The organism is Akkermansia massiliensis (assembly GCF_023516715.1).
In the GTDB taxonomy this organism is placed as follows: domain Bacteria; phylum Verrucomicrobiota; class Verrucomicrobiia; order Verrucomicrobiales; family Akkermansiaceae; genus Akkermansia; species Akkermansia massiliensis.
Genome location: NZ_JAMGSI010000001.1, coordinates 1,052,410 through 1,076,958, shown reverse-complemented (window position 1 = coordinate 1,076,958; position 24,549 = coordinate 1,052,410). Strand labels below are relative to the sequence as shown.

Below are 24,549 nucleotides of genomic sequence, written 5' to 3'. Positions count from 1 at the left end.
TTATTATGTGAATAACCGGCCTGTCGTTCGCAAGGCTTTCAAATGCTTTCACAACAGGCACGCATGAAACAGGCGTTTTCCCATACCTGCTTTCTTATGCCGAAGGGGAAGCTGGCGGCGTGTCAATTCAATCTCATGTACAAGAGCGGGTAAGGGTTTCCCTGCTCGTCATGGGCCGTTCTTTTATGGACTTGAAAGCCCATGTATTCATAAAAACCTCTGGCGAGCGGATTTTGCTCGTTCACGGCCAATTCATTGATGGAATAAGCTTCGATTCCATATTCCACCAACTTCTTACCGAGGCCATTCCCCCGTTCTTCGCTTGCAATGAACAGCATTTCAAGTTTCTGGCCGCCAATCCCCATCAGGCCGACAGGAAATTCGTTTTCGTTCTCCGCAACGATCAGATGAGGTATCTCTCTTAATGCTTGCGGAATGTATTCCTTAATATTTTCTATTTCGCTGTCCGGCAAAAACAGGTGCGTCTCCCTGACAGATTTTTCCCACAGTTCCATGAGCTGCCGTATCAGCAACGTAGTTCCTTCCTGGATTTCAATGATTCTCATATTCCACTAAAAGCTGTCTTCATTAATACCGGCCATACCTTGGCGTGCTTGCGCATTGGCAGCACTCCTACCTGACCGGACCTTTACAAAATCCCGTACTGCTCCGCAACTAGGCCCCTTATTTCATCAAAGGTTTTCACTGCGGGAGGATTGTCCGGGTGGGCTCCCAGATGTTTTTCCATCCACACCATATGGTACCAGCGGCCGAACTTGTACCCGCACTGATGAAACTTTCCTGCGAATTGATATCCCAAACGTTCGTGGAACTGCACGCTGTCCCGCCCAAGCCAGGGGTCTTCCGCCTCCGGACAGGCAATGCAGGCGTTTAGATTCAGGATATTCTGCAAGGAAAGAATCTTTTCCAGCGCTGCGTACAATTCCCGCCCTATGCCCATTTTTTTCCGGTCTTCCCGGACGTAAACCGTCGTTTCCACGGCCCAGCGGTACGCGGCACGGTTCTTGAAAACGCCGGCATAGGCATAACCGGCAATTTCCCCTTCCCTTTCGCAAATCAGGAAGGGGTATTTTTCCAGCACATGGCCGATTCTTTCCTCAAATTCCTGTACCTCCGGTACTTCATATTCAAACGTGACGGCTGTTTTTTCCACATACGGAGCATAAATTTCAAGCAGCTTTGCCGCGTCCCGCCTTGTCGCAATCCTGATGGTATGATGATTTTTCATCCTGCTCCCCGTCTTTTCCGATTGATCTCCCTGGGCCCAATGCCGCCATTCTAATTATTTCACAGGCAACTGTCAATGTTGGCGCCTCCGGCAGGGAAAACACGGCCCGGCGACAAGAAAGCCGGATAATGTGCCTCGCCAGCTTCCAGCCGCCGGTTCTTCCGTTATTCCTTCCTTTTAACGGCAAAAAAGATGTCCATGGAAGGATGGCTGCGAATACTTTTTTCCGTATGGAGTTCGTACTCCATGTTCAGGGTCCCGTATGGGCTCTGCGGGAGCCATTTTTGGTAAAAGTACCTTTTGGCGGCCCCAATGGCCGCGCCCCATAAAAATCCCAGCCGGGGCCTGACCGTCATTCCGGCATATTCCCCGGGGGGAAGAAACGCCTGCTCCAGCCCGTCTTTTTCAAGTGTGCCGCCCACAAATAGTTCAAAGGAACCATTCCGGCCATCATAGTTTCTGGACAGAACAAAGAAGGGAAGCACGCTTCCCCGCGGCACGGAAGCCAGGGAATGATAAGCCGCTGAAAGGGCATGGATATCCGCGGAGATCGTTTGATCGCCGGATTGCCTCCCTATTCCCCAGATGGCCTGTTCCCCCAGGTTCACTATTTCCACTGCCGGTTTTGACATGCCGTTTTTTCTCCTAATAAAGTTCCGTTTTTCCCTGCCCGCTTGAACCAGTGCGCCCAGTAATGAACATGCTGCCCTGCATCCATTGCGGCAACAGTATAAACCGGGTTTTTCACGGCCCTTCCCCTACGTTTCCCCGGTAGAACGAACGCCCGCAAAAAGGCCGGATTCCCCGCGGAACCCGGCCATTGGAAAGGATACGGCATCGTGCCGCTCCCCGGCTCAGGAATAAAACCCGATGTCCGGCTCACGTTCCTGCCGCCTGCGCTTGAAATACGGGTTGCGGTAGCGGTGGATGCACTTGCTGGGGGCGCCGGGAGTATAGTGGAGCGGGTCCGCCTCCTTGGCGGCTTCCCGGCCCAGTATCTCCACAAAGTCCTTCAGAGATATTTCCAGGTCTGCATCGTGGCATGCCAGGGCGGCGGACAGGCGCACCTTCCCGTTGTCATAGTCCACGTACATGGCAAACAGCGTGGTCTGGTACAGATGCCACGGTTCGCTTTCCAATTCTCCGGACTGGTGCTGGCTGATGGCCTCCAGCAGCCACGTCAGCGCGTGTTCCAGTTCCAGATTGTCCAGAACATCCCGGATGAGGGACGTTTCATGGCCGAAGACGGCCACGCTTTCCTGTTGTCTTGCCCTGTTGATTTTCATGTCTTGGTTCTCCTTTCCGGTTTCCCTTGTTGAGCGGGGACGGCGGATGGCTCTGCCGCTCCAACTAGCTTGGACACTTTTTTTCAACAGGTTGTTCAATATGAATTCGGGAATTTGTCAGCCCATGTCCACTTTCCCGATGTAGGGCAATTCCCGGTAACGCTCATCCAGGTCCATGCCGAAGCCTACAAGAAATTCATCTCCCTGCGTAAAACCTACGTAGTCAGCTTCAAAAGGCACTTTCCGGCAGCAGTGCTTGTCCACGGCCACGGCGGTGAGAACCTGCCGCACCCCCTGCCTTTTCAATTCCCGGCAAACTTCAGCCAGAGTAGCGCCCGTATCCAGCACGTCATCCACCACCAGAACGGGCACGTCAGGCCGGAACGGCCCGCAGTCCCCATCCCATGCCACGGAGCCGGAATGTTCCATTCCGGCGTAGCTGGTGATCTTGACGGTTTTCACCACGGGCCGGGATTTCAAATGCCCTTTCAGCATCGTGGCGAAAGGGAGGGCGCCGTTCAGCAGCAACAGCAGAATATAGGGCCTGCCTGCCATGGCCGCGTCAATGGAGGCGGCCAGTTCCTTGACGCGCGCGCGGATGGCTTCCTCTCCAATCAGGGGTGTGATGGTGTAAGTCATGGAAACGGAAGCATGATAGCGTTCTCCCACAAGGAAATCAATCCTTGAAGGAGAACGGTTGACGGCGGAAAATGCTTCCGGTATGTTGCGGCTGAGATGATCGGCATCCCGAACTACCGCATGTTTTCAGGGTTTCTCCTGGTGATTCTTCCGCTGCTGTGGCTGGGCGCATGCGCTTTTACATGGGTTTTCCTTTCCATTCCTCCCCAGCCGGAAGTTATGGGAGAGAGCATGAGAGCCGTTTTCTCCCTTTTCGCCCCGTTTTTAAGCGTGGGAATCCTGGCGGTTCTGCTGGACATCTGGTTCGGCAAGAGGATTTATGAAGCCAGGAACGGCTGGGTGCATGCGGAAAAAAGGCTGTTCGGCCTGCGCCGGGATGCTTTTGACTATGATCCGGAGCTTTTGTCGGAATGCTCCGTGCTTCATGTGGACGAGCATACACCGTTGAGCGGGGAAGAACTGGAACGGCTGAGGCATGCAGGCGCCACTATCTGCCGCAGGGGAAGAAGGGGGCAGCAATATCCGGCTCCCTGCTGGGTCTGCCGCCTCGTTTACGACGGCCAGGTTCTCTTCCTGCTGGCGGCGCCTTCACGGGAACCTGCCGACCGTCTAGCGGAGTTCATGGCAGCCGTGATACGGACACGCCGGGAAAGAGGCGCGTGATTTGCTCACAGACCGCTTCCGCCCCGGGAAGCGCGGGCCAGCCTTGCGGCTCCGGTTTTCCGTTTGGCGGGAACCGGTAGCGGAATACCAGATCTTCCGGCCCGGCTCGATGGGCAACAAGGCGGATTTTCCGCAGTTCCGCCCCGTTCCACTGCCGGAACAGGACGCCGTTGCCGTCCGCGGACGGCCCCAGGGACAACAGGCGCATATTCGTCAGGGCGTGCAGGACGGCGTTGGCCCGGCGCGTTTCCAAAACCGCGTTGATCAAAAGCATGCCGAGGAGGGCAATACCAAAAAAACAGCATATTCCCATGACCGCCAGCGCGCACATGACCTCACCCGTCCAGACCGGAGCGGACGCCGCTATGCAACATCCCCAGCCCCATGCCGCGGCAAAGAAAACCGAAAACAGCATTCCCTTCCATTCCTTCGCGGCCCTTCTCCACCATCCGCAGCGGGATTTTCCCTGCCACAGAATTTTTTCTCCCGGCAGCAGGCGTTCGGCCAGTCTGTCACGTTCCTCCCGTGTCAACAATTCCTGCATGTTTATCCTCTCCGTTTCCGCCTCTATACCAGACGGAAAGGCGGCTTGCACTCCTTTTGTTCCGGGAAATGCCGATCAGCAACGGCGTAGTATTGAAATGAGCGTCGGCAAACTTTTTCCTGAAATCCGTTACGTCCCTGCGGACGCGTGCCGTTCAATGGCCTCCAGGGGCTTGCGGCGCTTCATCCGGCAGAGGGCGCGGAGGCGCATTTAACGGTAGCCTACCGCTGGGCCGCATGGTAAAGTAGGGCAGAAATGACTGATTCCCCTTCCAAGCGCCTTTTTATTCTGGATGGAATGGCTCTGGCCTATAGAGCCCATTTTGCCTTTTTCTCCAACCCCATCCGTAATTCCAAGGGCGTCAACACGTCCGCCGTGTACGGCTTCGCCAATACGCTGCTGGGCATTCTGGAGCATGAACACCCCACGCACATCGCGGCCTGCTTTGATACTTCCGCCCCCACGGCGCGCCATGAGCTTTACCCTGCCTATAAGGCCAACAGGGAGTCCATGCCGGAAGATTTGAGCTACCAGATGCCTCTGATTTTCAGGCTTCTGGAGGCCATGAACATTCCCATCCTGCGCTATGAGGGGTATGAGGCGGACGATACGATAGGCACGCTGGCCCGCATCGCGGACGGCACGAAGGAGTTCCAGACCTACATGGTTTCCCAGGACAAGGACCTGGGCCAGCTCATTTCCCCCACCTGCTATTTGTGGAAACCCGGCAAGCGGGGCAACGACCACGAGGTGGTTGACCTGGAAAAGCTCAAGGAACAATGGGGCATTGAACGCGCGGACCAGGTGATCGACATCCTGGCCCTCATGGGCGATAGCTCGGACAATATTCCGGGGCTTCCCGGCGTGGGTGAAAAGACGGCCAAACTGCTAATCGGGGAGTTCGGCACCGTGGAGAACCTGCTGGCGAATGCGGACAAGCTGAAGGGAAAGCGCAGGCAGATCGTGGAGGAAAACGGAGCCATGGCGACCCTTTCCAAACAACTGGCCACCATTGACCGGGACGTTCCCCTGACCGTGACCCTGCCTGAACTGGTCAAAAGAGACCCCAGTCCGGAAGAGCTGCTGGCCCTCCTTCAGGAGCTTGAGTTCCGTTCCATGCAGGCCAAGCTGTTCGGGAAAAAAGCGCCGGAAGCCAGGAAGCCCCCCCTCCCTGCGGACGATTTGTTTGCTCCGGCCCAGGCGGAACAGCCCCCGGCGGAGGCTCCCGCCGCCCCGGCGGCGGACGCGCGGCAGAACGGTTCCGGCCAAATGGATTTGTTTGAGGAACGCCATCTGAAAACGGTGGATGATTTCAAGCACGAGTATATCATTGCGGATACGGAGGAAGCCCGTTCCGCCATGGTTGCCGAGCTGGAAAAGCATGATTCCTGGTGCTTCGACACGGAGACGACAGGCCTGAATCCCCTCACGGACAAGCTGCTGGGCGTCGCCTTCTGCGCGGAACCGCACAAGGCATGGTACATGCCTGTCTCCGGTCCGGCGGACCTGGAAGCGGTCAGGCCGCTTTTGGAAGGCCCTGCGGAGAAGACCGGGCACCATCTGAAGTTTGATCTGGAAGTTTTGCGCGCCAACGGCATACGGGTTAAAGGCCCCTTTTTTGACACGCTGCTGGCGCACGCCCTGATCGCCCCCGGCATGAAGCACGGCATGGACCTTCTGGCGGAGAACCTGCTGCAATATTCCACCATCAAGCTGAAGGACATTGCCGCGCCGGGAGCCAGGAAGCGCGAGCTGGATACCAGCGGCATTCCCGTGGAGGTCATGGGCAAATATTCGGCGGAGGATGCGGATATTACCCTCCAGCTTTCCGCCATCCTGAAAAAGCAGGTGAAGGAGAGCGGCATGGAGGAGCTGTTCCGCACGGTGGAACTGCCTCTTCTCCCCGTGCTGGCGGACATGGAGTTCACCGGCATCCGCGTGCTTCCGGAATCCCTGGAAGAGGCTTCCGTCAAGGTGGGAGCCATTATTGACGGCCTGCGGGAGAAGATTGAAGAGGCCGCCGGCCATCCCCTGAACCTGAATTCCCCCAAGCAGCTCGGCGATTTCCTGTTCGGGGAGCTGGAGCTGGTGAAGAAGCCCAAGAAGACGAAGACGGGCCAGTTCGTGACGGATGAAGATACCCTCTCCGCCCTGGCTCCCCAGCATCCCATTGTGGCGGATATCCTGGCCTACCGGGAGAACATGAAGCTGAAGAGCACGTACCTGGACGCGCTGCCCAGGTACATCTGCCCGCGGGACGGCCGCATCCACACCCAGTTCCACCAGATGCTGACCGCTACCGGGCGGCTGGCTTCCCAGGACCCCAATCTCCAGAATATTCCGGTAAGAACGGAACAGGGGCGCCTGATCCGCACGGCCTTCGTCCCCGCCTCCGGGGAGTACACCATGCTTTCCGCGGATTATTCCCAGATTGAGCTGCGCATCATGGCGGCGCTTTCCGGAGACCCCGCCATGTGCGAGGCCTTCCGGGAAGGCCGGGACATCCATACGGAGACGGCGGCCAGGGTGTACGGCATTCCCCGCGACCAGGTGGACGCCGTCATGCGCCGTGCGGCCAAGACGGTGAACTTCGGCATCATTTACGGCATTTCCGCCTTCGGCCTTTCCCAGCGGCTGGGCTGCCCCCGCAGTGAGGCCGCCACGCTGATTGAAAATTACTTCATCCAGTTCCCCGTGGTCAAGTCCTTCATGGAGGACCTGGTGCACAAGGCGGAACAGGCCGGTTACGCGGAAACGCTGCTGGGCCGCAGGAGAATGATTCCGGAGATCAATTCCGCCAACAAGACCATCAAGTCCGCCGCGGAGCGCACCGCCATCAATACCCCCATCCAGGGCACCGCGGCGGATATGATCAAGATAGCCATGATCCATGTGGACAAGCTACTGGAAGGCACCAGGTCCCGCCTTATCCTGCAAATTCACGACGAGCTGCTGGTGGACCTCCACAAGGACGAGACGGAGCTCATTCCAAAGATTGAGGAAGCCATGATCGGCGCCCTTCCCCTTCCCAACGGCGTTCCCATTCTGGTAGAAGCCAGAACGGGGAATAACTGGCTGGAAGCCCACTAGGATTTTGCGGCGGACCAGGGGCGCGGACCGCCCCTCCCGTCCCCCGTATTTTTGAATTGACGGATGCCTCCCGATTGCGGATTCTTCCGGATTATGCACTCATCATCCCTGCCAGCAATTGCCCTGGCTGCCTGTTCCTGCGTTTGCTTTCAGACAGCCGCTGCGTCCGTAACCTATCCGGGAACAACACCGGGAGCCCCCGCCGCCCACCGGGAAGGGGATGTTTATACGTTAAGCAACAATATTCTGAGCGCCTCATGGAAGGTGGACGGCAGCAGGCTGATTCCCCTGGGAATCGTGAACAAGGAGCGGGGTGCCAAGGACGAAAAGGCCGCCACCGGCGCCCAGGCTCCGGAATTGTTCCGCCTTTCCACGGAGAAGGACGCCTACAATCTCCCCTCCTCCCGGTTTGTGATGGAAGGAGTTCCCGCCATCAGCGCATTGAAAGGGCATTCCGCCGGCCTCCGCCTGGGGGAACGGCTGGAAGGGGCCGTTATTTCCGCCGTTTTCCGGGACAAAAACAGCGGGCTGACGGTTCACTGGAAGGCGGAATTGAGGGAGGGTTCCTCCTACGTCAAGGAAACCTACCGGATTGAAGCGTCCAAGGAGGTGGATTTGAAGAAAGTCCAGTTGATTGATTTGCAGGATCCCACCCTGGCCGTGAAGGGCACCGTACCGGGCAGCCCACTGGTCAGCGAGCGGGAAGGCACGTTTGCCGGCATTGAACTTCCCGTAGCCAGGGCCCAGGCCGCCGGAGGAACGGGAACCGTCGGGTTTGACTGCAACCTTCCCATGGGCAGCGGTAACGCCCAGACGTTCACCACGGTGCTGGGCGTATGGCCGGAGAACCAGCTTCGCCGCGGGTTCCTTTATTATCTGGAACGGGAACGGGCTGCGCCCTACCGTCAGTTTCTGCATTACAACGGCTGGTATGACGACGGCCTGGACCCCACGGAAAAGACGCTCGTCAAGACAGCCGGGGAATACAGGAAGGAACTGGGTTCCCGCCACGTCAGGCTGGACGGCTTCGTGCTGGATGACGGCTGGGACGACGTTAATGAAGACCTCTGGCAGCCCTCCACCAAAAAATTCCCGCACGGGTTTGAACCTGTAGTCAAGGCGGTCGGGAAGATTCCTTCCGGCTTCGGCATCTGGATTTCTCCGCTGGGAGGGTATTTCGGCCCGGAAAAGAGGGTTCAGCATGCCAAGGACAAAGGCATTCTCCCGGCTGACGCCGCGGGATTCGACCTTTCCTGCCCCCAGTATTACAAGTGGTTCAAAAAACGCTGCTCCGACTTGATGCAGAAGGACAAGGTGACCTATTTCAAGTGGGACAAGGCCGGAGACGGCATCAGCCCCCATTTCATGGCCCTTCTTTCCATCGCCAACGACCTTCGCCGGGAGAATCCCCGCCTGTTCATCAACACGACGGTAGGCACCTGGCCCTCCCCCTTCTGGCTCAACCATGTGGATTCCACCTGGCGCAGCGGTACGGCGGACGTAGGCTGGACGGGCAAGGGAGACGACCGCGAACAGTGGATCACGTTCCGCGACGGGGCCTGCTATAACGTCATCGTCAAGCCCGGCCCGCTTTATCCCCTGAACTCCATCATGCACCACGGCATGGTGCTGGGCACCAAGTTCCAGGCCGCGCGCGTCAGCAAGGGAGAGGACGGGAAGCAGGACAACAGGGACCTGAAGAACGACGCCCGCATTTATTTCGGTTCCGGAGCCAATCTCCAGGAACTTTATCTCACGCCGTCCATGATGGACAAAAAGGCGTGGGACGACGTGGCGGCCGGGGCCCGCTGGGCCCGGCGCTTCCAGGACGTCCTGGCCGACGTGCACTGGGTGGGCGGCAACCCGAACCAGCTGGAACCGTACGGCTATGCGGCATGGAGCCCGCGGGGCTGCACGCTGGCCCTCCGCAATCCGGACGACCGGCCGCGGACGATTGATCTGGATGCGTCAACCGTCTTTGAACCCGTCAAGGGAGTGCCCGCCGTTTTCCCCATGAAGGCCTCCTACCCGGACCAGCGCGTCAAAACGCTGAATTTGGAACAGGGCAAGCCGGTGAGCCTGGAACTTCAACCTTTTGAGGTGCTGGTGTTCGACATGAGAACGAACGGACACTGACCCATGGGCCGCCGGCCATTGAGCGCAACGCCATGCCTCCCCCTTCCGGGCGGCATGGTTTTTTTATGGCCTCTCCGGAGCCTGATTTCCGGAGCGCCTTTTGAAAGGGACAAGCCCTCGGAAAAAATAGGGGAAGAAGAAATCCGGAATATCAAAGAGCCAAAGCGTCCCCGTCCCGTAATTCCGGAACGGTTACCAGGGCTTTCCCGTCTTTCAACGCCACCACGCGCACCTTGCGCTCCTGCATCCCTTCCGCGGTTTTTACCTGAATGGAGCTTCCATCCCGGACGGCAGAGGCGGGAATCCACGCGGAGGCAGGGACCTGCACGCTGATGTTCACCTGAAGGGCCATGTTGACGGGGGCCACCTGCCATTCGGAAACATGGGAGGCGTTCGGCTCCAGGGAGGCTATCAGCACGGCGGAATTGCGCTCGGTATCCAGTGCGGCGTCCACCGCCGTAACGCGGCCCAGCCATTGCAGCCGTTTTCCATTGTTCAGCACGCAGGAGGCGGTCAGCGCCGTGCTTACCCTGCCCTGTTCATCCCTGGGCAATGCGGAAAATTCTTCCAGCGGCACGGGAACCCGTATCATCCGCTCCTGGAGGGGAATCACCTTCCCCACCGGCTGCCCGGCAACCACGCGGGCCCCGGCTCCCACGGAGCATTCCACCACCTGGCAGGTATAGGGAGCTTCCAGCACCGTGTCCCGGAGGGCCTGTTCCGCTTCCGCCACATACGCCTCCGCGGCGTTCAGCCGCGCGTTCACGGCCCGTCGCTGCGGCACCCGGAGCACCAGTTCCGACTCTTTTCCGCTTTTGGAGACGGAGCTGTACGTCTTCTTGATGGCTTTCAGGGCTTCCGCCTGTTCCGTGGATACATCCAGGCGAGCCTGTTCCAGCCCAGCCTGCGCGTTCGCCAGGCGTGCACGGTATTCAAATTTTTCCAGCTCCAGCAGGGGCGTTCCCTTCAGGACGATTTCCCCCGCGCTGAAGAGGGGGTGCACCTTGTCCACCTTCCCGGAAACGCCGGGGGAAAGCATCGTCAGGTGGGAGGCCTTCACGATGCCGGGCGCGGAAATGGCAAGAGTGTTCGTCTGCAAATGCAGCGGCTCCACCGTTCCTGCGGCCGCCTTGTCCTTTTCTCCGGCAGAGCCCGAGACGGACGGGTCCGTTAAAATGGCCGTTCCTATCAAAAGCGCCGCGATCCCCAGGCCAATGCCTATGGACCAGGATGTTCCCTTTTTTTGAGGGGCCTCGCTCATGAACAGCTCCGGGGGGAACGCGGCCCGTTATTTGGGATATTCCGTCTCCATGATGTGGGAGTAGGCTTCCGCCGTTTCCACAGCCACGGTTTCAATGTTCTTCATCAACTGGGCAAACTGGGCTTCCGTGAGGTCCATGCCTTCCAGAACGAAGGACTGGCGGTAGTAGACGTATCCGCTGTTGGGGTCCAGCTGGAAGGCGCCGGCCGTCTGGTCCGCATTCAGCTCACTGAGGATGATGCTGACTTCCACACGGCGGTTTTCAGGCACCTTGGCGGCAAAAAGCACGTCAATCACCAGCGTCTCCGGACGATCAATCATCGTGTACAGGAGGCTCACGGGCGTGAACGTATCACAGGGGACGAACGCGATGCCCGTTCTGAGGTTGTGGTTGTCCGCGGAAGTAATCCATTCCGTTTCTTCCCCTCTCTTTCTGAGAACGGTGTACACACGGTCCAAAAGGCTGAGCTGCTGGTTTTCCATATTGAAAATTGTTTAACAGGAGGGTTGCTTGCGAAGGCGCATGCAACGTACGCGCCCGTTTACTGGATTCAAGCTTACTGGCATCCTTCTGATTCGTCAAGCTCTCCTGACGTAAAGAAATTGAAAAAGCATGTACGCATCCGGCATAAAAACGGACGCCGCCCGGATGGACGGCGTCTGGGAAGTCTGGGAATAAAGTGCGTACCGGAGGGTACGGCGCCCTTACAGGATGTCTCCGGGCTGGTAGCCCGCGCCGTTCGGGAACCTGTCCGTCAGCTCCTGCACCATGGAGCGGAACGCTTCCACCTGGGCGTCCGCCATGCCCGTGGCGGAGGAGTTGGAGTCAAAGATGGCCTGGAGGTCCGCCCGGTCAATACCCAGGCGACCGTCTTCCGCCAGGCGGTCCAGCAGGTTGTTTTCCATGATTTTTCCGGCCCTCAGGTCGTTGGAGACGGCCACGGCGTGTTCCTTGATCACCTCATGGGCGGTTTCCCGGCCAATGCCGCGCTTGACGGCTTCCATCAGGATGGTGGTAGTCATCAGGAAAGGCAGGTAGCGGCGCAGTTCCGCGGCCACCACGGCTTCATACACCCCCATCTGGTTCAGGACGGTCAGGAAGGTTTCAAACAGGCCGTCCGCGGCATAGAAGGAATCCGGCATGACTACGCGGCGCACCACGGAGCAGGATACGTCCCCTTCGTTCCACTGGTCCCCGGCCAGTCCGGAGATCATCATCAGGAAGCCCTTCAGGATGACGTGGAAGCCGTTGACACGTTCGCAGGAGCGGGCGTTCATCTTGTGCGGCATGGCGCTGGAGCCGGTCTGCCCCTTGGCGAAGCCTTCCGTAGCCAGTTCATGGCCGGCCATCAGGCGCAGGGTCTTGGCGAAGGAGGAACAGCCGGAGGTGAGCTCCACCAGGCCGGAAACCACGGAAAAGTCCAGGGAACGGGGATACACCTGCCCCACGTTCATCCACTTGGAGGGAATGCCCAGGTGGGCGCACACGCGGTCTTCCAGCTCCAGCACGCGGCCCGCGTCCTGCCCGAAGAGGGAGAGCTGGTCAAGCTGGGTGCCCACGGCGCCTTTCAGCCCGCGCACGCTGTAGCGGTCCATCAGGGAAATCCAGGAACCCAGGCCGTGCACGATGTCTTCCCCGAACATGGCGACGCGCTTGCCCATGGTGGTGGTCTGCGCGGCTACATTGTGCGTGCGGCCGGCGATGGTCACGTGCTTCCATTGTCCGGCAAGGGCGCTCATGCGGTTCAGCACGGCCACGGCCTTGTCCCGGATGATCTGCATGGACTTCCAGATCTGGAGCTGTTCCACGTTTTCCGTCAGGTCGCGGGAGGTCATGCCCTTGTGGATGTGCTCGCAGCCGGCCAGCTCGCAGAACTCTTCAATGCGCGCCTTCACGTCGTGGCGCGTGACGCGTTCGCGGGCGTCAATGGCGGGAAGGTTCACCTGGTCCTTCACCCGTTCGTAAGCTTCAATCACGCCGTCCGGAATATCCAGCCCCAAATCCTTCTGGGCCTTCATCACGGCGATCCAGAATTCGCGTTCCAGGACGATGCGGCCCTCTGCGGACCAGATGGATTTCATGGCGGCGGAGGCGTACCTTTCAGCCAGGACATTGGGAATCACGCTCATATCAAAATGTGTGTATGCGGGGGTTATCAAAAACGGTGAGCCGCCATGATCATGACGGGAGGGAAAAAAGCAAGCACTTTCCCGCAGCTTCACGGATTAGGAATCCCACGGGATTCCACGGTCCGGAAAAGAGGTCCTTTCCAATGTTCAGGGATGGCTGACAGGCCCCCAATAGACGCCCGATTAACATTCCCGCCATTCCCTTTTCACAGCCGCACACCACGCTGGGAGCCAGAGCCTCCCTGCCCTGGCGGCTCGCGATGGTTTCACCCACGAAAGGCAGGAGCCTGCCGCTCCCAGGAGACGGAGCCGCAAAGCCGCCCTCCATCGCCGTTCCGCTAGTTTCCGGCGGGAGGTTCCAAACCGTACCGGGCGTAGCCGGAAACGATTTCCTGGAGAATGGCGGAAATTTTTTCCAGGGAACGGACAGGAACGTATTCATACCTTCCGTGGAAGTTGTGGCCTCCGGCGCACAGGTTGGGACACGGCAGCCCCATGAAGGAAAGACGGGCTCCATCCGTACCGCCGCGCACCGGGATGATTTCCGGCTCCACGCCCACGGCCGCCATCGCCCTGCGGGCATGTTCCACCAGGTGCATGTGCGGGAGGATTTTTTCCTTCATGTTGTAATAGGAGTCCTTTACCTCCACCTGCACGGTTCCTTCCCCGTACTTCCGGTTCAGCAGGGCGGCGCACTCCTGCATGAATTCCTTCTTGCGCTCAAATTCCGCCGTGTCGTGGTCCCTGATGAGGTACTCCCCGACCGCCCGTTCCACATCCCCCCGGAACGAGTCCAAATGGTAGAAGCCTTCGTATCCTTCCGTAAAGGCGGGATTCTGGAACGCGGGAAGCATTCCCTGGAATTCCATGAGGACCAGGCACGCGTTCAGCATCCTGCCCTTCGCGCTGCCGGGGTGAATGCCGGTGCCGCGCACCGTCGCCACGGCAGAGGCCGCATTGAAATTTTCATATTCGATTTCCCCCAGGGCTCCTCCGTCCACAGTATAGGCGAAGTCCGCGCCGAAGCGCTCCACGTCAAAGGCATCCGCCCCACGGCCTATTTCCTCGTCCGGCGTGAAGGCGATGCGTATCTCGCCGTGGGGCCGTTCGGGATGCAGCAGGAAGGAGGCGGCCATATCCATGATTTCCGCCACTCCGGCCTTGTCGTCCGCGCCAAGCAGGGTGGTTCCGTCCGTCACGACCAGGTCCTGGCCCGCATAGTCCGCCAGTTCGGGGAAAACGGCGGGGGAAAGCACGATGCCCTGTTCCCGGTTCAGGACGATGTCTCCGCCGTCGTAGGAGCGCACGATGCGGGGCTTCACGCCGCTGCCGGAGACGCCCGGGGCCGTGTCCACATGAGCCACCCAGCCGATGACGGGAACCTCCCTCTCCACGTTGGACGGGATGGAGGCGTACACGATGCCGGAGGCTTCATCCAGCTCCGCCTGGGCTCCCAGCGCCTTCAGCTCCCCGGCCAGCAGCCGGGCCAGTTCCGTCTGACCGGGAGTGGACGGAACGCTGCGGGAATCCGCATCAGACTGGGAACCCACGGAAACATACTTTAAAAAACGGTCTAAAACGGAGATATTCATCAGAAAAATCAAGGATTGAGGAGAGTCTAGCACCGGGCCCCGCGAACACAAGCACAAGACACGGTTTATCCTTGCGATTCAAGATGGTTTACAGTATGTAAACAAAGCTTCTCCCCATGATGACTCCTCTACCTCTTGGCATTGCCGTTGCCTTATCCCTGACCTGCGGCGCCCTGCCCCTTCTGGCCCAGGGCACCTATGTGCCGGGTCCCATGCCCGTTTCCGCCGGGACAAGGCAGGACCCCACGGACATGTACCTGGAAGCGTTAAAGCTGGTAACCAGGTCTGCCGAACTGGTGGAAAAACGCGACTACATAGGAGCCATCCGCCTGACGCAACAGGCGGAAGAAAAGTTGGGACGCCTGGTGAAGGCCTATCCGCAATGGCGGCCCAACCTTCTTCAAACACGCCGCCAGCTCAACAGGGAGAAGCTGGACCAGTGGCAGAAGCTGGCGCAGCAGCAGGCCGCCGCCGTTTCATCAGACCCCGGCCTGGAATTGGAACGTCCGGCCGCCGTGCCCAAGCGACCCAGGCCCAAGCCCAACATCGTCCTTCCTCCGGGCTACAAGGGAGTGGAGTTTCCTTCCCGCCCCGGAGAATCCCTCGTCAACACCATCCCGTCCCCGTCCGTTTCCCCCGGAGCGGCCCCGGAAGTGGTGGAAAGCAATTACGAGCGCATCCGCAGGCTGCTGGACAAAACCACCATTGAAAACAAGGCCCTGATCCAGGCGCTCAAGCGCACCCGCAAGGAACAGGAGGACATTCTGGCAAAACTGGCCATAGCGTCCGCCGGAGAATCCGTTTACCGGGACGAACTGCTCAAGGTCAAGAAGCAGATGGAGGATGAGAGAAAGACCAGCAACAAGCTCCTCCAGACCCTCACCAAGCGGGTGGAGGAGCTGGAACAGAAAGTCACCACGCTGGAACAGGAAAAAGTCCAGTATCTGGCGCAGATTGCCGATCTCCAAATTCAGCTCAAGGAGCACCAGGACAAGCTGGCCAAGGTCACGGATGAGAAAAACGCCCTCCAGAAAGACCGCGACCAGTTGGCCGCCCTGGTGGAACTCAACAGCCCGGACAAAACCAAAAACCTGCTGGACCGCAACCTGACGCTGGCGGCCCAGCTCAAGGACGCTCAGGATAAAATCGCCGCCCTGGAAACGGCCAAGTCCGACTCCGAAGAACAGCGGAAGGCCAACCTGAAAGCCCTGGAAGAGGCGCGGGAGGAATCCGCGGACCTGAAGCAGAAACTGATTGCCATCCGGGATGAAAACATCGGCTACCGCAAGCGCATTACGGAGCTGAATACCAAGCTCATCAATGCGGATGTGGAGCTGTCCAAGCTGGAAGCCAATCCGGAAAAAAGCCCTCTCCTGCTGGAGGAAAACCAGTTGCTGCGCTCCACAATCGCCAAGCAGCTCCGCATCCTTTCCGTGCAGGACCAGAGCCGTTCCCTGCTCATCAGCACTTACAAGCGCCTGCTCCAGGAAAACGCGGACACTTCGGAAATCGCCTCCCTGATGGACAATGAAGAAGCCATCAAGCTCACCCCGGCGGAAAAGCAGATTGTCAACGTCATCGCCAGAGACAACAAGATAAACATCCCCCTGACGGACCAGCAGAAGGAAAAGATCAACAAGCTGGCCCAGGCCCTTTCCGCGGAACGCGACAAGGCCGCCCAGCTTGCCAGGGAACTGGAACTGGCGCGCAGCCAGACGAAGACAAAAGCGGCCAAATCCGCCAGGAATGACAAGAGCCATGCGGAAGCCCTGGCCCGGACCCAGAAGGCCCTGGAACAGAAAAACCTTCAAGTGGAGGAGCTAACCCGGCAGATGGATGAACTGAAAGCCCGTTCCGCCGAACAGGCGCGCCTGGCCGCCATTTCCGCCGGAGCCATTACGCCGGAGCAGGAAAAAGCTCTGAACAGGAGTATGGAAGCCACGGTGCGCCGGAAGCTGGAAGCGGAAGCCCTGGGACAGGGAGCCGCGGAGGCCTTCGCCAAAAAACGCTACGCCGCTGCGGAACAATTGTACCGCACCCTGCTGGACTTCCAGCCGGCCCACGTTCCGGCCCTGGTCAACCTGGGCACCATCCTGCTCCAGCGCAACAAGGCGGAGGAAGCCATCGAATACCTGAAAAAGGCCACGGAACTGGATGCAGCCTCCTCCCCCGCATGGTTCATGATGGGCGTGGCCCAGTACCGCGCCGGGCAGGACCAGCACGCCATCGCCTCCCTGACGGAAACGGTCCGGCTGGACCCGGCCAACGCTCCGGCCCTGCTTTACCTGGGCAACCTGGAAACCAGCGCAGGCAACTATGAAAAAGCGGTGGGCCACTTTGAAAACGCCTTGAAAATCCAGCCGGAATCACCGGACGCCCACTTCAACCTGGCCTGGACCTATTCCCGGCTGGGCCGTACGGCGCAGGCACGCAAGAGTTATGACGCCGCCATCCGCAGCGGCGGCCTGCCGGATTCCGACCTGGAACTCGCCATCACCGGGACCACCACCCTTCCCCGCAAAAAACAGGCTCCGGACAAAGCTCCCTCGCCTGCCGCGAACGAGGATGAAATGCGCCTGGCCGCAGCAGTAAGCGATCCATCCGCCATTCCCCACGATGCCTATGAGGTGCCCGCCCATGTGGCGGAGGACCCCAATGCCCTGGAAAGGCCCTCTGCCGGGCCCAAGCAGGTCGTGGTCAGCCACCGTCCGGAAGCCGGGCCCGTCTCCCTGGCGGACCAGATGAGGGAAACGGCCTCCGCGGCGCCTGCCGCACAGCCTCCTGCGGAAACCGCCACCGCCGCAGCGGAACCGCCCAAGCCGGAAAAACAGGAAGCACCCCGCAGGAGAAGCCGCTTCCGCATCGGTTCCTGACGGATCCGCCCCTTCCTTTTTCTCCTGAAAAACGCCATGTATCAAGTCTCCATTTTAGGACTGGGCCTCATCGGCTCACGGATTGCACGCCACATGACCGGACTGGGTGACAAGGTCACCGTCTGGAACCGGACGCCCCGGGAAGACTTTCCGGAAGCCGTTCCCTCCCCGGCGGACGCGGCCCGCGCCTCCAAAATCATCCAGCTCTATCTGAAAGACAGGAATGCCTGTCTGGAAGTATTTGAACAGATGAGGGGCGCGCTGACCCCGGAACATGTCATCCTGAACCACTCCACGATTGACCTGGCCACCGTCGGCAAGCTCTCCCTGATGTGCTCCGCCATCGGCTGCACGTATGTGGACTGTCCGTTCACCGGATCCCGCCTGCCGGCGGAAAAAGGGGAGCTGGTCTATTATGCGGGAACGGACTCCTCCACCCTGGACCGCGTGCGGCCAGTACTGGAACACAGTTCCCGTGACATCCTGCACCTGGGGGGGATAGGGGCCGGAACCGTCGTCAAACTGGTCACCAACATGGTCTCCGCCACCATGGTGCAGAGCCTGAGCGAAGCCCTGGCCATCACCCAGGCATACGGCATTTCCCCTCAACTGCTGGGGCAGGCCATTTCCCGGAACGTCATCGCCTCCCCCCTGGCGTCCTTCAAGCTGCCCCTGATGGCGGAACGCGACTTTTCCACCCACTTCTCCCTGGACAATATGCGGAAAGACAGCATCTACGCCCAGGAACTGGCCGCTGAAAAGGGAATCCACCCGCCCGCTGCCGCGCTGGTCTCCTCCATCATGGGGAAACTGTGCCGTGAAGGGCACGCGGAAGAAGACTTCGGCTGTCTGGCGGAACAATTCGACTAAGCTTTTCCCATTGATGAAATTCAGAGGAACATGCGCCCTTCTGCTGGCCCTTCTCCTGCCCCCCTGCGTTCGGGCGCAGGAACAGAAGGAGGCAGGGAACGCCCCTTCCGCGGAAGCGCAGGCCGCTTCCCCCGTTCCCGTTCCGGACACCGCCCTGATCGATGACGCTTCTGACCGTCCGGTATTGCAGGGCAGCTCCAACGTGAGCGCCGTACCCCCCGCTCCCCAGCATCCGGCCGCGGCCCCTGCCGGAACGGAAGGACAGTCCGTCAAACGGCAGCCGTTCACCAGCGTTTCCGCTTCCAAGCAATTTCACGTTACAGGGATGGATTCCCTGTTGGCCGGGGCCATTGCCACGCGGGCGGACTCCATACGCACGGCCCTGGTGAAAATCCTCAAGCAGCCTGACGAATGGAAAAACAACATCATCATCCGTCTGGTAGGGGAGCCGGGAAGCCCGGTTCCGGCCAACCCCATCCGCATGCAGACCGTGATTGTGGGGAATACCCTCTCCTACAACATCTTCATTCACCTGGGACGCGGCATCAACCAGGACAGGCTGCGCCACGCCATCGTCTCCACCCTGCTTTATGAGATGATGCTGCGCACGGTGGACCCGGAAGGACTGCCGGACGAAGTAACGCTGCCCCCCTGGCTGATTGCCGGGCTGGAGCAGGCCGTCCTGTGGCACACCAATGAAGCGGACCGGGCCATGTACTCCACCCTGTTCCAGCAATCCGGCATCATGACCCCGGAAGAAATCCTGAACTGCCCGGAACCGGAAAAGGAACTGGACGCCACCTCCTACGCCGCCTATCAAACCTCCTGCGGCGCGCTGGTGCTCAGCCTGCTGAACCAGGAAAACGGTCCGGAAGGGATGAAACAGCTTCTGGACCAGGCCATTCTGGGCAATGACGATCCCAGGAATCTCATCAAGCGCCATTTTCCGCAGCTCAACCTGACCCCCTCCTCCCTTCATAAATGGTGGACGCTCCAGCTTTCCCGCATGGCGACTCCTCCCCTGACGGAAACCCTCACGATCACGGAAACGGAACGTCACCTGCAGGAAGCCCTCACCCTGGTCAAATACGATCCGGACACCCGGACGACCGTCACCTTCCCCCTGGACAATCTGGACCAGGCCAATTCCCTGACGGACCTGAACAGGCAGCTTTCCAACATATCCGGCAGCCTGCTCAACCTCAGCCGGCGCTCCTTCCCCGCCTACCGGCCCGTCATTGTGGAATACGCCAAGCTTGTGGCCCTGATGCAGACCGGAAAAATCAACGGCCGGGAAGCCGCCCCGAAAATCAGGCAGCTTCGGGAAATCAGGGAGCTATCCATGAAAACCGCCCGGCGCGTCCGGGACTACATGGACTGGTATGAAATCAATACGCGGTCCGGAACCGGCAAGACATTCGCCTCCTACGCGGCAGCCGTCAAACTGCTCCGTGAACAGGAACAGCCTGCCAATACCCCCATTTCCCGGTATCTGGACGATATTGAAAAACTATACACCCTCCCGGCGAAGGCTCCCGTTCCTTCCCTGCATGGAAAGAATTGAAGGAAACCCGTTCCGCTGCCTGGAACGGCCATTTCTTTCCAGATGAATCTCCGCCCTCCAGGGGCAATAGGCATTCACGCATTTCTATTAAAAGACGGGAGATTTCGCGGTATTTTGATCTATACCTGATTCAACCATGATTGCTTTATTTTTCATAAGTTAATCATGCATAACAGAATAATTCCGCCGCGGATTTACAATCCGGAAGTCAACTTTTTTTTTTGAGTTCAAAAAAGTAACGGCAAATATTCCCACATATAAAGTAGGAATAATAAACAACGCCTAATACGGAAACCTTATTTATTTATAAGAAGTTATTGAATTTGAAGCGGTCTTCCGGATTGTAAATCCGATACTGGCTCCATTCAGTAATTTTTTTAATAATTTCATGAAATCCTCTCTGTATCTTACGATGTTCCTGCTTTGCTCAGGGTTGGGAGCCCAGGCCGCCACATTGAAATATTTTTATGATTTCAACAAGCTTGACGGAAACCTGTCATCTTTAAATGATAATAACTTGGCCGGCCCAAATGCGGGCAGCGCCACGTTCAGCGGATCAGGCTGGATGAATTATACCGATGGCTATGAAGGCCGGGGCTATGACAGCCGCACGAACGGCGGACAATTGACGCTGGGCTCCTCCAGTACGGGACTGGGGCTGAATGCTACGGAAGGTTTCAGCCTTTCCATTGCCGTCAAGGACTACTCCCCCGGCAATACATCGTCCTCGGCTATATGGAAAAGCATTCTGACCTTCACATCCGGCAACAGCCAGAACATGTACCTCCAGAAGGATTCCGGCGACGCCTCCACCGCCGGGGCATGGGCGGCCTATTGCGGCGGAAACGTGGGCAACTGGGCCAACCTGACGATTTCCAGGGATTCCTTTTCCAACATCATCATCACCTTCCAGAACGGGGAATTGAACATTTATCTGGACGGGCAGAAGAAAATCACGGCCTCCGGAGTCAATTTCACCGGAGACGTGCAGTCACTCAAGCTGGCGTCCACCGCCAATACGACCATGGATGACCTCCAATTATATGCCGGTGTCCTGAATGACGGGGAAATAGCCGCGCTGGCGGCCAACCCCGCCCTTCCCGTTCCGGAACCCGCCACGGCCACACTGAGCCTGCTGGGGCTGGTTTCCCTATCGTGCATGCGCCGCCGCCGGGGTTAAGTCCCCTGATTTTTTTTAAGGGAAAACAAGTTCGTTCTTGTTTTCCCTTTTTTATTCACTATCACTCTATCTGTTAGAACCTACATGAAAATTACCGCACTGTTCTTCGGCGTGTTCGCCGGCTGTCTCTCCTGCATCCCGGCCCATGCGGCGGACTACCTCTGGAATGGAGGAAACGGCTCCTGGACGGATTCCGGAGCGTGGCGGCTGGATGATTCCTCCGCCGACTGGAGCAATGGAAATACGGCCCAATTCCAGACGGATTCCTCCATCACAGTAGGAAGCGGAATCTCTGCGTCCGGAATGCTTTACAACGGTGCGGCCATCACGCTGAACGGAGGTTCCCTTACCCTGACGGGCGCGGCTGCCGGGAACAACGGAGGTTCCGCCACTCTTTCCAATACCGGGCTGATTCTGGACGCCCCCAATGCGGAAGACTCCTATGAAGTCCGGGATACCAGCCTCACCGGCTCCGCCACGCTCGCCAAGACAGGCGCCGGAACGGTTACCCTGGATGGAGCGCATACGGCCAGCGGCGTCTGGAACATCAACGCGGGCACCCTGGTTTTCACCGGGGAAAGAAACATCACCGCCAGTGACAACAACCGGATTAACGGAAAAATCAACATTGCCTCCGGAGCCGTGCTGGATGCCAGCAATGGCCGCTTGTTTCATAACGGCGTTTATACAGCCAATTTCCAGTCCCCCACCATTACGCTGAACGGAGGAACGCTCAAACTGAACCAGTTCGGGTATGACTCCGCCTCCCTGGGCAAGCTGCACAACAATTTTTACGCCCTTAAATTCGCTTCCGGAACCTCCAGCCGCATCGTCATTTCCCAGGGCTATGAATCCGGAGGCACGGCCAGCCGCGGCATTTACATCGCCGGCTGGGGCACGACGGCCACCATTGAACTGGGAGCCAACCAGACCCTTACATGGACTTCCTCCAATGCGCAGAACCAGGATGCCATTGTCTGCGAAACCGGAGCCGGCAGTGCGCTGGCGCTCGCCATCGGAGAAAATTCCGTACTCTACTTCAACCAGGTCTTTGCCAATAAAAACACGTCCGGCGAATACGGAGACCCCACCACCGCCAACTTCTCCGGCCTGAGCCTCATTAAATCCGGCGCCGGAGAGCTGGTCATCCAGAGGGCCAATACGATTTCCTCCGGCCGCACGGTCCGCGTGGATGCGGGCAAGCTGACGCTGGAGGTGGACAACGCCTTCGGCGCCGGCAGCAATCTGGGCAATGTAAGCATCGCTTCCGGAGCCCTGTTCTCCATGAACGGCCACACTCTTGCCAATGTCATTGACGTCCAGGACGGAGCCACTCTGGACATGGGCGGCAGCTCCTATGCCAGCATGGTCAACTGGCATGAAGGCGGCATCCTCCTGAACACGGAAAACAACAAGGGCACGCTCAACATCATGACCCGCGCCGCCCTGGAACTGGGCTCCAAGGCCTGGGCGGGAAGCGTGCTGACGGATACGGATACCGTTTTTACGCTCACGGCGGACCAGAATCTGGGAGCCCTGGGAGCAAACGTCAACTGCTGGACAGGCGGCCGCGGGTATAACAACACCCTCCAGAGCATCACCTTCACGGGCGGCCACGGAATCAACATTGACAACTACGGAGCCAAGTGGGCCGTCATTCTCTCGGAAAACGTCACCTTCCAGGACATCGGCAGCCTGACCTTCTCCAATAATGCCGCCGACATGTCCAATACAGAGGCCCTTTACGGCGCGGGGGCCATTGCCGCCAATGATACGGTCGCCTTCAGCAACACCGGAGCCCTTACGTTCAGCAACAACAGCGTGAGCGCGGATTCCGGCGCTTCCGGCGGAGCCATTTACGCCTCCGGAGGAGCCTCCTTCACCAGCACGGGCGCCATCAGCTTCTCCGGCAACTCCGCCATGACCCACGGGGGCGCCATCCATACGGGAGGCACCACGGGCAGCCTCACCTTCTCCGACATCGCGGAAAACATCTCCTTCACCGGAAATACGGCCGGAGAAAACGGCGGCGCCATCAATAACGATTATGAAACCGTGGAATGGTCCAGCGTGGGCCACGTGGCCTTCTCCGGCAACCTGGCGGAGGCGGGCGCGGGAGGCGCCATCTGGTCCGGCGGGGACGTAACGGCCAATACCGCCGCCTCCTTCAGCATGACGGGCAACGAGGCCCGGGACGGCGGCGGGGGCGCCATCTATTCGGATGGAAACGTCACCTTCTCCGGAGTGGGGGCCCTGACCTTCTCCGACAACCACGCATCCACCTACGGGGGCGCCATCGGAGCCTACGGGGACATCACCATCTCCGATTCCGGCGCCGCCTCCTTCTCCGGCAACACAGCTTATGAAGGGGGAGCCCTGGACGCCTACAACGTTGCCATTTCCGGCAACACCGGGACGGTGCTGTTTGAAAACAACAGTGCGGAAAACGCCGGAGGCGCCATCAACCTGCAGGGAGGAGGCTCCATTTCCCTGACGGCGGACCAGGCGGACATCATCTTCCGCGGAAACACAGTCCAGGACGGAAGCGTTTACAACGCTATCCATTTCAACGACGGCGCCATGGCTTCCTTCAATGCGGCGAACAACCGCCGGATCCTCTTTGAAGACGGCCTCAGCTCCCAGGACGAATCCGTCGTGGACATCAGCGTCAATGACGCCGCCGGGGCCGGAGGCACGGTCGCCATGTCCGGCGCAAACAGCCAGTCCGGCATCCGGGCCAATACGACCGTGTACGGAGGCACCTTTTCCGTCAGCAGCGGGGCAACCTACGGCTACCATTCCGCAGACTGGAGCACGGAAGAAGCGCGAACCTCCTTCACCGTAAGCGGAGGAAGCCTCCACATTGGCGAACAGGCCGCCCTGAATGCGGCGGACGTGAGGCTGGAGGACGGAACGGAGCTGTCCGTCATGGGAACCGGCAGCCTGAATGCAGACACGCTGACGCTGGGAAACAACGTCTCCATCCTCGGAACGGGCGAAGGCAGCTTCTCCATCACTGCCAATGCCATTGATATTTCCAACGGAATCACGATTGACCTCTCCCGCGGCTCCATGATCAGCCTGGAACTGCATGCGGACACCCTGACGCTGGGAGGGACGCTGGCCCTGGGCGACGACCAAGTGGACTACACCTCCTCCATCTGGCAGAGGGACCAGTCCTACCTGGTCATGGATGCATCCGGCGTCACGAACATGGACGGGACTTTCTCTGAAATCCTCTCCTCCCTCTCCGACTCCGCTACCATCACGGTGGGGAATCTGGGGCTGGAAGGCTATGACCCCTCTCTGGAACTGGGGCGCTGGGAACTGCGCTGGGACGAAGGAAACGCCCTCCATCTGGACTGGATTTCCAATGGCCTGGTAGTCCCGGAACCCGCTACCTCCCTTCTGCTTCTCCTGGCGGCAGGCGGCCTGCTCGCCGTCAGGAAGCGCACTATCTAACAACCGCCAT

Annotated in this window: 18 protein-coding genes; 8 read left to right on the top strand and 10 right to left on the bottom strand. The window is 59.1% G+C overall.

Annotation, left to right across the window (positions count from 1 at the left end; all coding sequences use genetic code 11):
- Nucleotides 1-122: 122 nt before the first annotated feature.
- From M8N44_RS04620 to M8N44_RS04600, 5 genes are all read right to left on the bottom strand, one after another.
- Nucleotides 123-566, bottom strand: coding sequence for a GNAT family N-acetyltransferase (locus M8N44_RS04620; protein WP_102728219.1), 444 nt, complete (start codon nt 564-566; stop codon nt 123-125).
- A gap of 83 nt (nt 567-649) precedes the next feature.
- A complete protein-coding gene (locus M8N44_RS04615) occupies nt 650-1,249 on the bottom strand; it encodes a GNAT family N-acetyltransferase (RefSeq protein ID WP_102728220.1) in 600 nt (199 codons plus the stop codon).
- Between the two features lie 164 nt (nt 1,250-1,413).
- Nucleotides 1,414-1,881, bottom strand: a complete 468-nt coding sequence (locus M8N44_RS04610) for a GyrI-like domain-containing protein (protein ID WP_102728221.1) — start codon at nt 1,879-1,881, stop codon at nt 1,414-1,416.
- A 222-nt stretch (nt 1,882-2,103) separates the two neighbouring features.
- On the bottom strand, nt 2,104-2,535 hold the full coding sequence (locus M8N44_RS04605; protein WP_022398274.1) for a hypothetical protein: 432 nt from the start codon (nt 2,533-2,535) through the stop codon (nt 2,104-2,106).
- Nucleotides 2,536-2,652: 117 nt separating this feature from the next.
- On the bottom strand, nt 2,653-3,174 hold the full coding sequence (locus M8N44_RS04600) for a phosphoribosyltransferase (protein ID WP_146018197.1): 522 nt from the start codon (nt 3,172-3,174) through the stop codon (nt 2,653-2,655).
- Nucleotides 3,175-3,270: 96 nt separating this feature from the next.
- Here M8N44_RS04600 and M8N44_RS04595 point away from each other — a divergent pair, with 96 nt between their 5' ends.
- Complete coding sequence (locus M8N44_RS04595) at nt 3,271-3,837, top strand: hypothetical protein (protein WP_102728222.1); 567 nt, start codon at nt 3,271-3,273, stop codon at nt 3,835-3,837.
- Here the strand turns inward: M8N44_RS04595 and M8N44_RS04590 are convergent.
- Entirely contained in the window at nt 3,794-4,381 is a 588-nt protein-coding gene (locus M8N44_RS04590; RefSeq protein WP_102728223.1) for a hypothetical protein, read from the bottom strand. The two genes, M8N44_RS04595 and M8N44_RS04590, sit on opposite strands and share 44 nt — an antisense overlap.
- A 255-nt stretch (nt 4,382-4,636) precedes the next feature.
- On the opposite strand from M8N44_RS04590, the gene polA reads away from it, so the two are divergent.
- Nucleotides 4,637-7,471 carry a DNA polymerase I gene (polA, locus tag M8N44_RS04585; RefSeq protein ID WP_102728224.1) on the top strand — a complete coding sequence of 945 codons (2,835 nt, stop codon included), beginning with the start codon at nt 4,637-4,639 and terminating at the stop codon, nt 7,469-7,471.
- 93 nt (nt 7,472-7,564) lie between these two features.
- Nucleotides 7,565-9,607 carry an alpha-galactosidase gene (locus M8N44_RS04580; RefSeq protein ID WP_180975161.1) on the top strand — a complete coding sequence of 681 codons (2,043 nt, stop codon included), beginning with the start codon at nt 7,565-7,567 and terminating at the stop codon, nt 9,605-9,607.
- A 151-nt stretch (nt 9,608-9,758) separates the two neighbouring features.
- Here M8N44_RS04580 and M8N44_RS04575 read toward each other — a convergent pair whose 3' ends face one another.
- The 4 genes from M8N44_RS04575 to pepT all read right to left on the bottom strand — a co-directional run bounded on the left by M8N44_RS04575 (nt 9,759) and on the right by pepT (nt 14,590).
- Nucleotides 9,759-10,868, bottom strand: coding sequence for an efflux RND transporter periplasmic adaptor subunit (locus tag M8N44_RS04575; protein WP_102728226.1), 1,110 nt, complete (start codon nt 10,866-10,868; stop codon nt 9,759-9,761).
- 27 nt (nt 10,869-10,895) lie between these two features.
- On the bottom strand, nt 10,896-11,351 hold the full coding sequence (locus tag M8N44_RS04570) for a YbjN domain-containing protein (RefSeq protein ID WP_022398267.1): 456 nt from the start codon (nt 11,349-11,351) through the stop codon (nt 10,896-10,898).
- Between the two features lie 222 nt (nt 11,352-11,573).
- Nucleotides 11,574-12,998: an adenylosuccinate lyase gene (purB, locus tag M8N44_RS04565; protein ID WP_102728227.1), complete on the bottom strand. Its 1,425-nt coding sequence runs from the start codon at nt 12,996-12,998 to the stop codon at nt 11,574-11,576.
- A 338-nt stretch (nt 12,999-13,336) separates the two neighbouring features.
- Nucleotides 13,337-14,590: a peptidase T gene (pepT, locus tag M8N44_RS04560; protein ID WP_102722094.1), complete on the bottom strand. Its 1,254-nt coding sequence runs from the start codon at nt 14,588-14,590 to the stop codon at nt 13,337-13,339.
- 116 nt (nt 14,591-14,706) lie between these two features.
- On the opposite strand from pepT, the gene M8N44_RS04555 reads away from it, so the two are divergent.
- The 5 genes from M8N44_RS04555 (at nt 14,707) to M8N44_RS04535 (ending at nt 24,539) form a co-directional block, all read left to right on the top strand.
- Entirely contained in the window at nt 14,707-17,463 is a 2,757-nt protein-coding gene (locus tag M8N44_RS04555; protein ID WP_102728229.1) for a tetratricopeptide repeat protein, read from the top strand.
- Nucleotides 17,464-17,499: 36 nt separating this feature from the next.
- The gene (locus M8N44_RS04550) at nt 17,500-18,333 is read left to right on the top strand and encodes an NAD(P)-dependent oxidoreductase (RefSeq protein ID WP_102728230.1); all 834 of its coding nucleotides are present in this window, start codon (nt 17,500-17,502) and stop codon (nt 18,331-18,333) included.
- Nucleotides 18,334-18,346: 13 nt separating this feature from the next.
- Nucleotides 18,347-19,897, top strand: coding sequence for a hypothetical protein (locus M8N44_RS04545; protein WP_102728231.1), 1,551 nt, complete (start codon nt 18,347-18,349; stop codon nt 19,895-19,897).
- A gap of 565 nt (nt 19,898-20,462) precedes the next feature.
- Nucleotides 20,463-21,077 (top strand): PEP-CTERM sorting domain-containing protein, encoded by a 615-nt coding sequence (locus tag M8N44_RS04540; protein WP_146019589.1) that lies wholly within the window; start codon nt 20,463-20,465, stop codon nt 21,075-21,077.
- A gap of 84 nt (nt 21,078-21,161) precedes the next feature.
- Nucleotides 21,162-24,539: a beta strand repeat-containing protein gene (locus M8N44_RS04535; protein WP_102728828.1), complete on the top strand. Its 3,378-nt coding sequence runs from the start codon at nt 21,162-21,164 to the stop codon at nt 24,537-24,539.
- The last annotated feature ends 10 nt before the right edge of the window (nt 24,540-24,549 follow it).

Excerpts from the sequence above, each read along its gene's own strand:
- M8N44_RS04545 (WP_102728231.1), top strand. The coding sequence starts at position 18,347 with ATGAAATTCAGAGGAACATGCGCCCTTCTGCTGGCCCTTCTCCTGCCC.
- M8N44_RS04615 (WP_102728220.1), bottom strand. The coding sequence starts at position 1,249 with ATGAAAAATCATCATACCATCAGGATTGCGACAAGGCGGGACGCGGCA.
- M8N44_RS04600 (WP_146018197.1), bottom strand. The coding sequence starts at position 3,174 with ATGACTTACACCATCACACCCCTGATTGGAGAGGAAGCCATCCGCGCG.
- M8N44_RS04590 (WP_102728223.1), bottom strand. The coding sequence starts at position 4,381 with ATGCAGGAATTGTTGACACGGGAGGAACGTGACAGACTGGCCGAACGC.
- M8N44_RS04570 (WP_022398267.1), bottom strand. The coding sequence starts at position 11,351 with ATGGAAAACCAGCAGCTCAGCCTTTTGGACCGTGTGTACACCGTTCTC.
- M8N44_RS04605 (WP_022398274.1), bottom strand. The coding sequence starts at position 2,535 with ATGAAAATCAACAGGGCAAGACAACAGGAAAGCGTGGCCGTCTTCGGC.
- M8N44_RS04620 (WP_102728219.1), bottom strand. The coding sequence starts at position 566 with ATGAGAATCATTGAAATCCAGGAAGGAACTACGTTGCTGATACGGCAG.
- M8N44_RS04535 (WP_102728828.1), top strand. The coding sequence starts at position 21,162 with ATGAAAATTACCGCACTGTTCTTCGGCGTGTTCGCCGGCTGTCTCTCC.
- polA (WP_102728224.1), top strand. The coding sequence starts at position 4,637 with ATGACTGATTCCCCTTCCAAGCGCCTTTTTATTCTGGATGGAATGGCT.
- M8N44_RS04555 (WP_102728229.1), top strand. The coding sequence starts at position 14,707 with ATGATGACTCCTCTACCTCTTGGCATTGCCGTTGCCTTATCCCTGACC.
- M8N44_RS04610 (WP_102728221.1), bottom strand. The coding sequence starts at position 1,881 with ATGTCAAAACCGGCAGTGGAAATAGTGAACCTGGGGGAACAGGCCATC.
- pepT (WP_102722094.1), bottom strand. The coding sequence starts at position 14,590 with ATGAATATCTCCGTTTTAGACCGTTTTTTAAAGTATGTTTCCGTGGGT.
- M8N44_RS04550 (WP_102728230.1), top strand. The coding sequence starts at position 17,500 with ATGTATCAAGTCTCCATTTTAGGACTGGGCCTCATCGGCTCACGGATT.
- M8N44_RS04595 (WP_102728222.1), top strand. The coding sequence starts at position 3,271 with ATGATCGGCATCCCGAACTACCGCATGTTTTCAGGGTTTCTCCTGGTG.
- M8N44_RS04575 (WP_102728226.1), bottom strand. The coding sequence starts at position 10,868 with ATGAGCGAGGCCCCTCAAAAAAAGGGAACATCCTGGTCCATAGGCATT.
- purB (WP_102728227.1), bottom strand. The coding sequence starts at position 12,998 with ATGAGCGTGATTCCCAATGTCCTGGCTGAAAGGTACGCCTCCGCCGCC.
- M8N44_RS04580 (WP_180975161.1), top strand. The coding sequence starts at position 7,565 with ATGCACTCATCATCCCTGCCAGCAATTGCCCTGGCTGCCTGTTCCTGC.
- M8N44_RS04540 (WP_146019589.1), top strand. The coding sequence starts at position 20,463 with ATGAATTATACCGATGGCTATGAAGGCCGGGGCTATGACAGCCGCACG.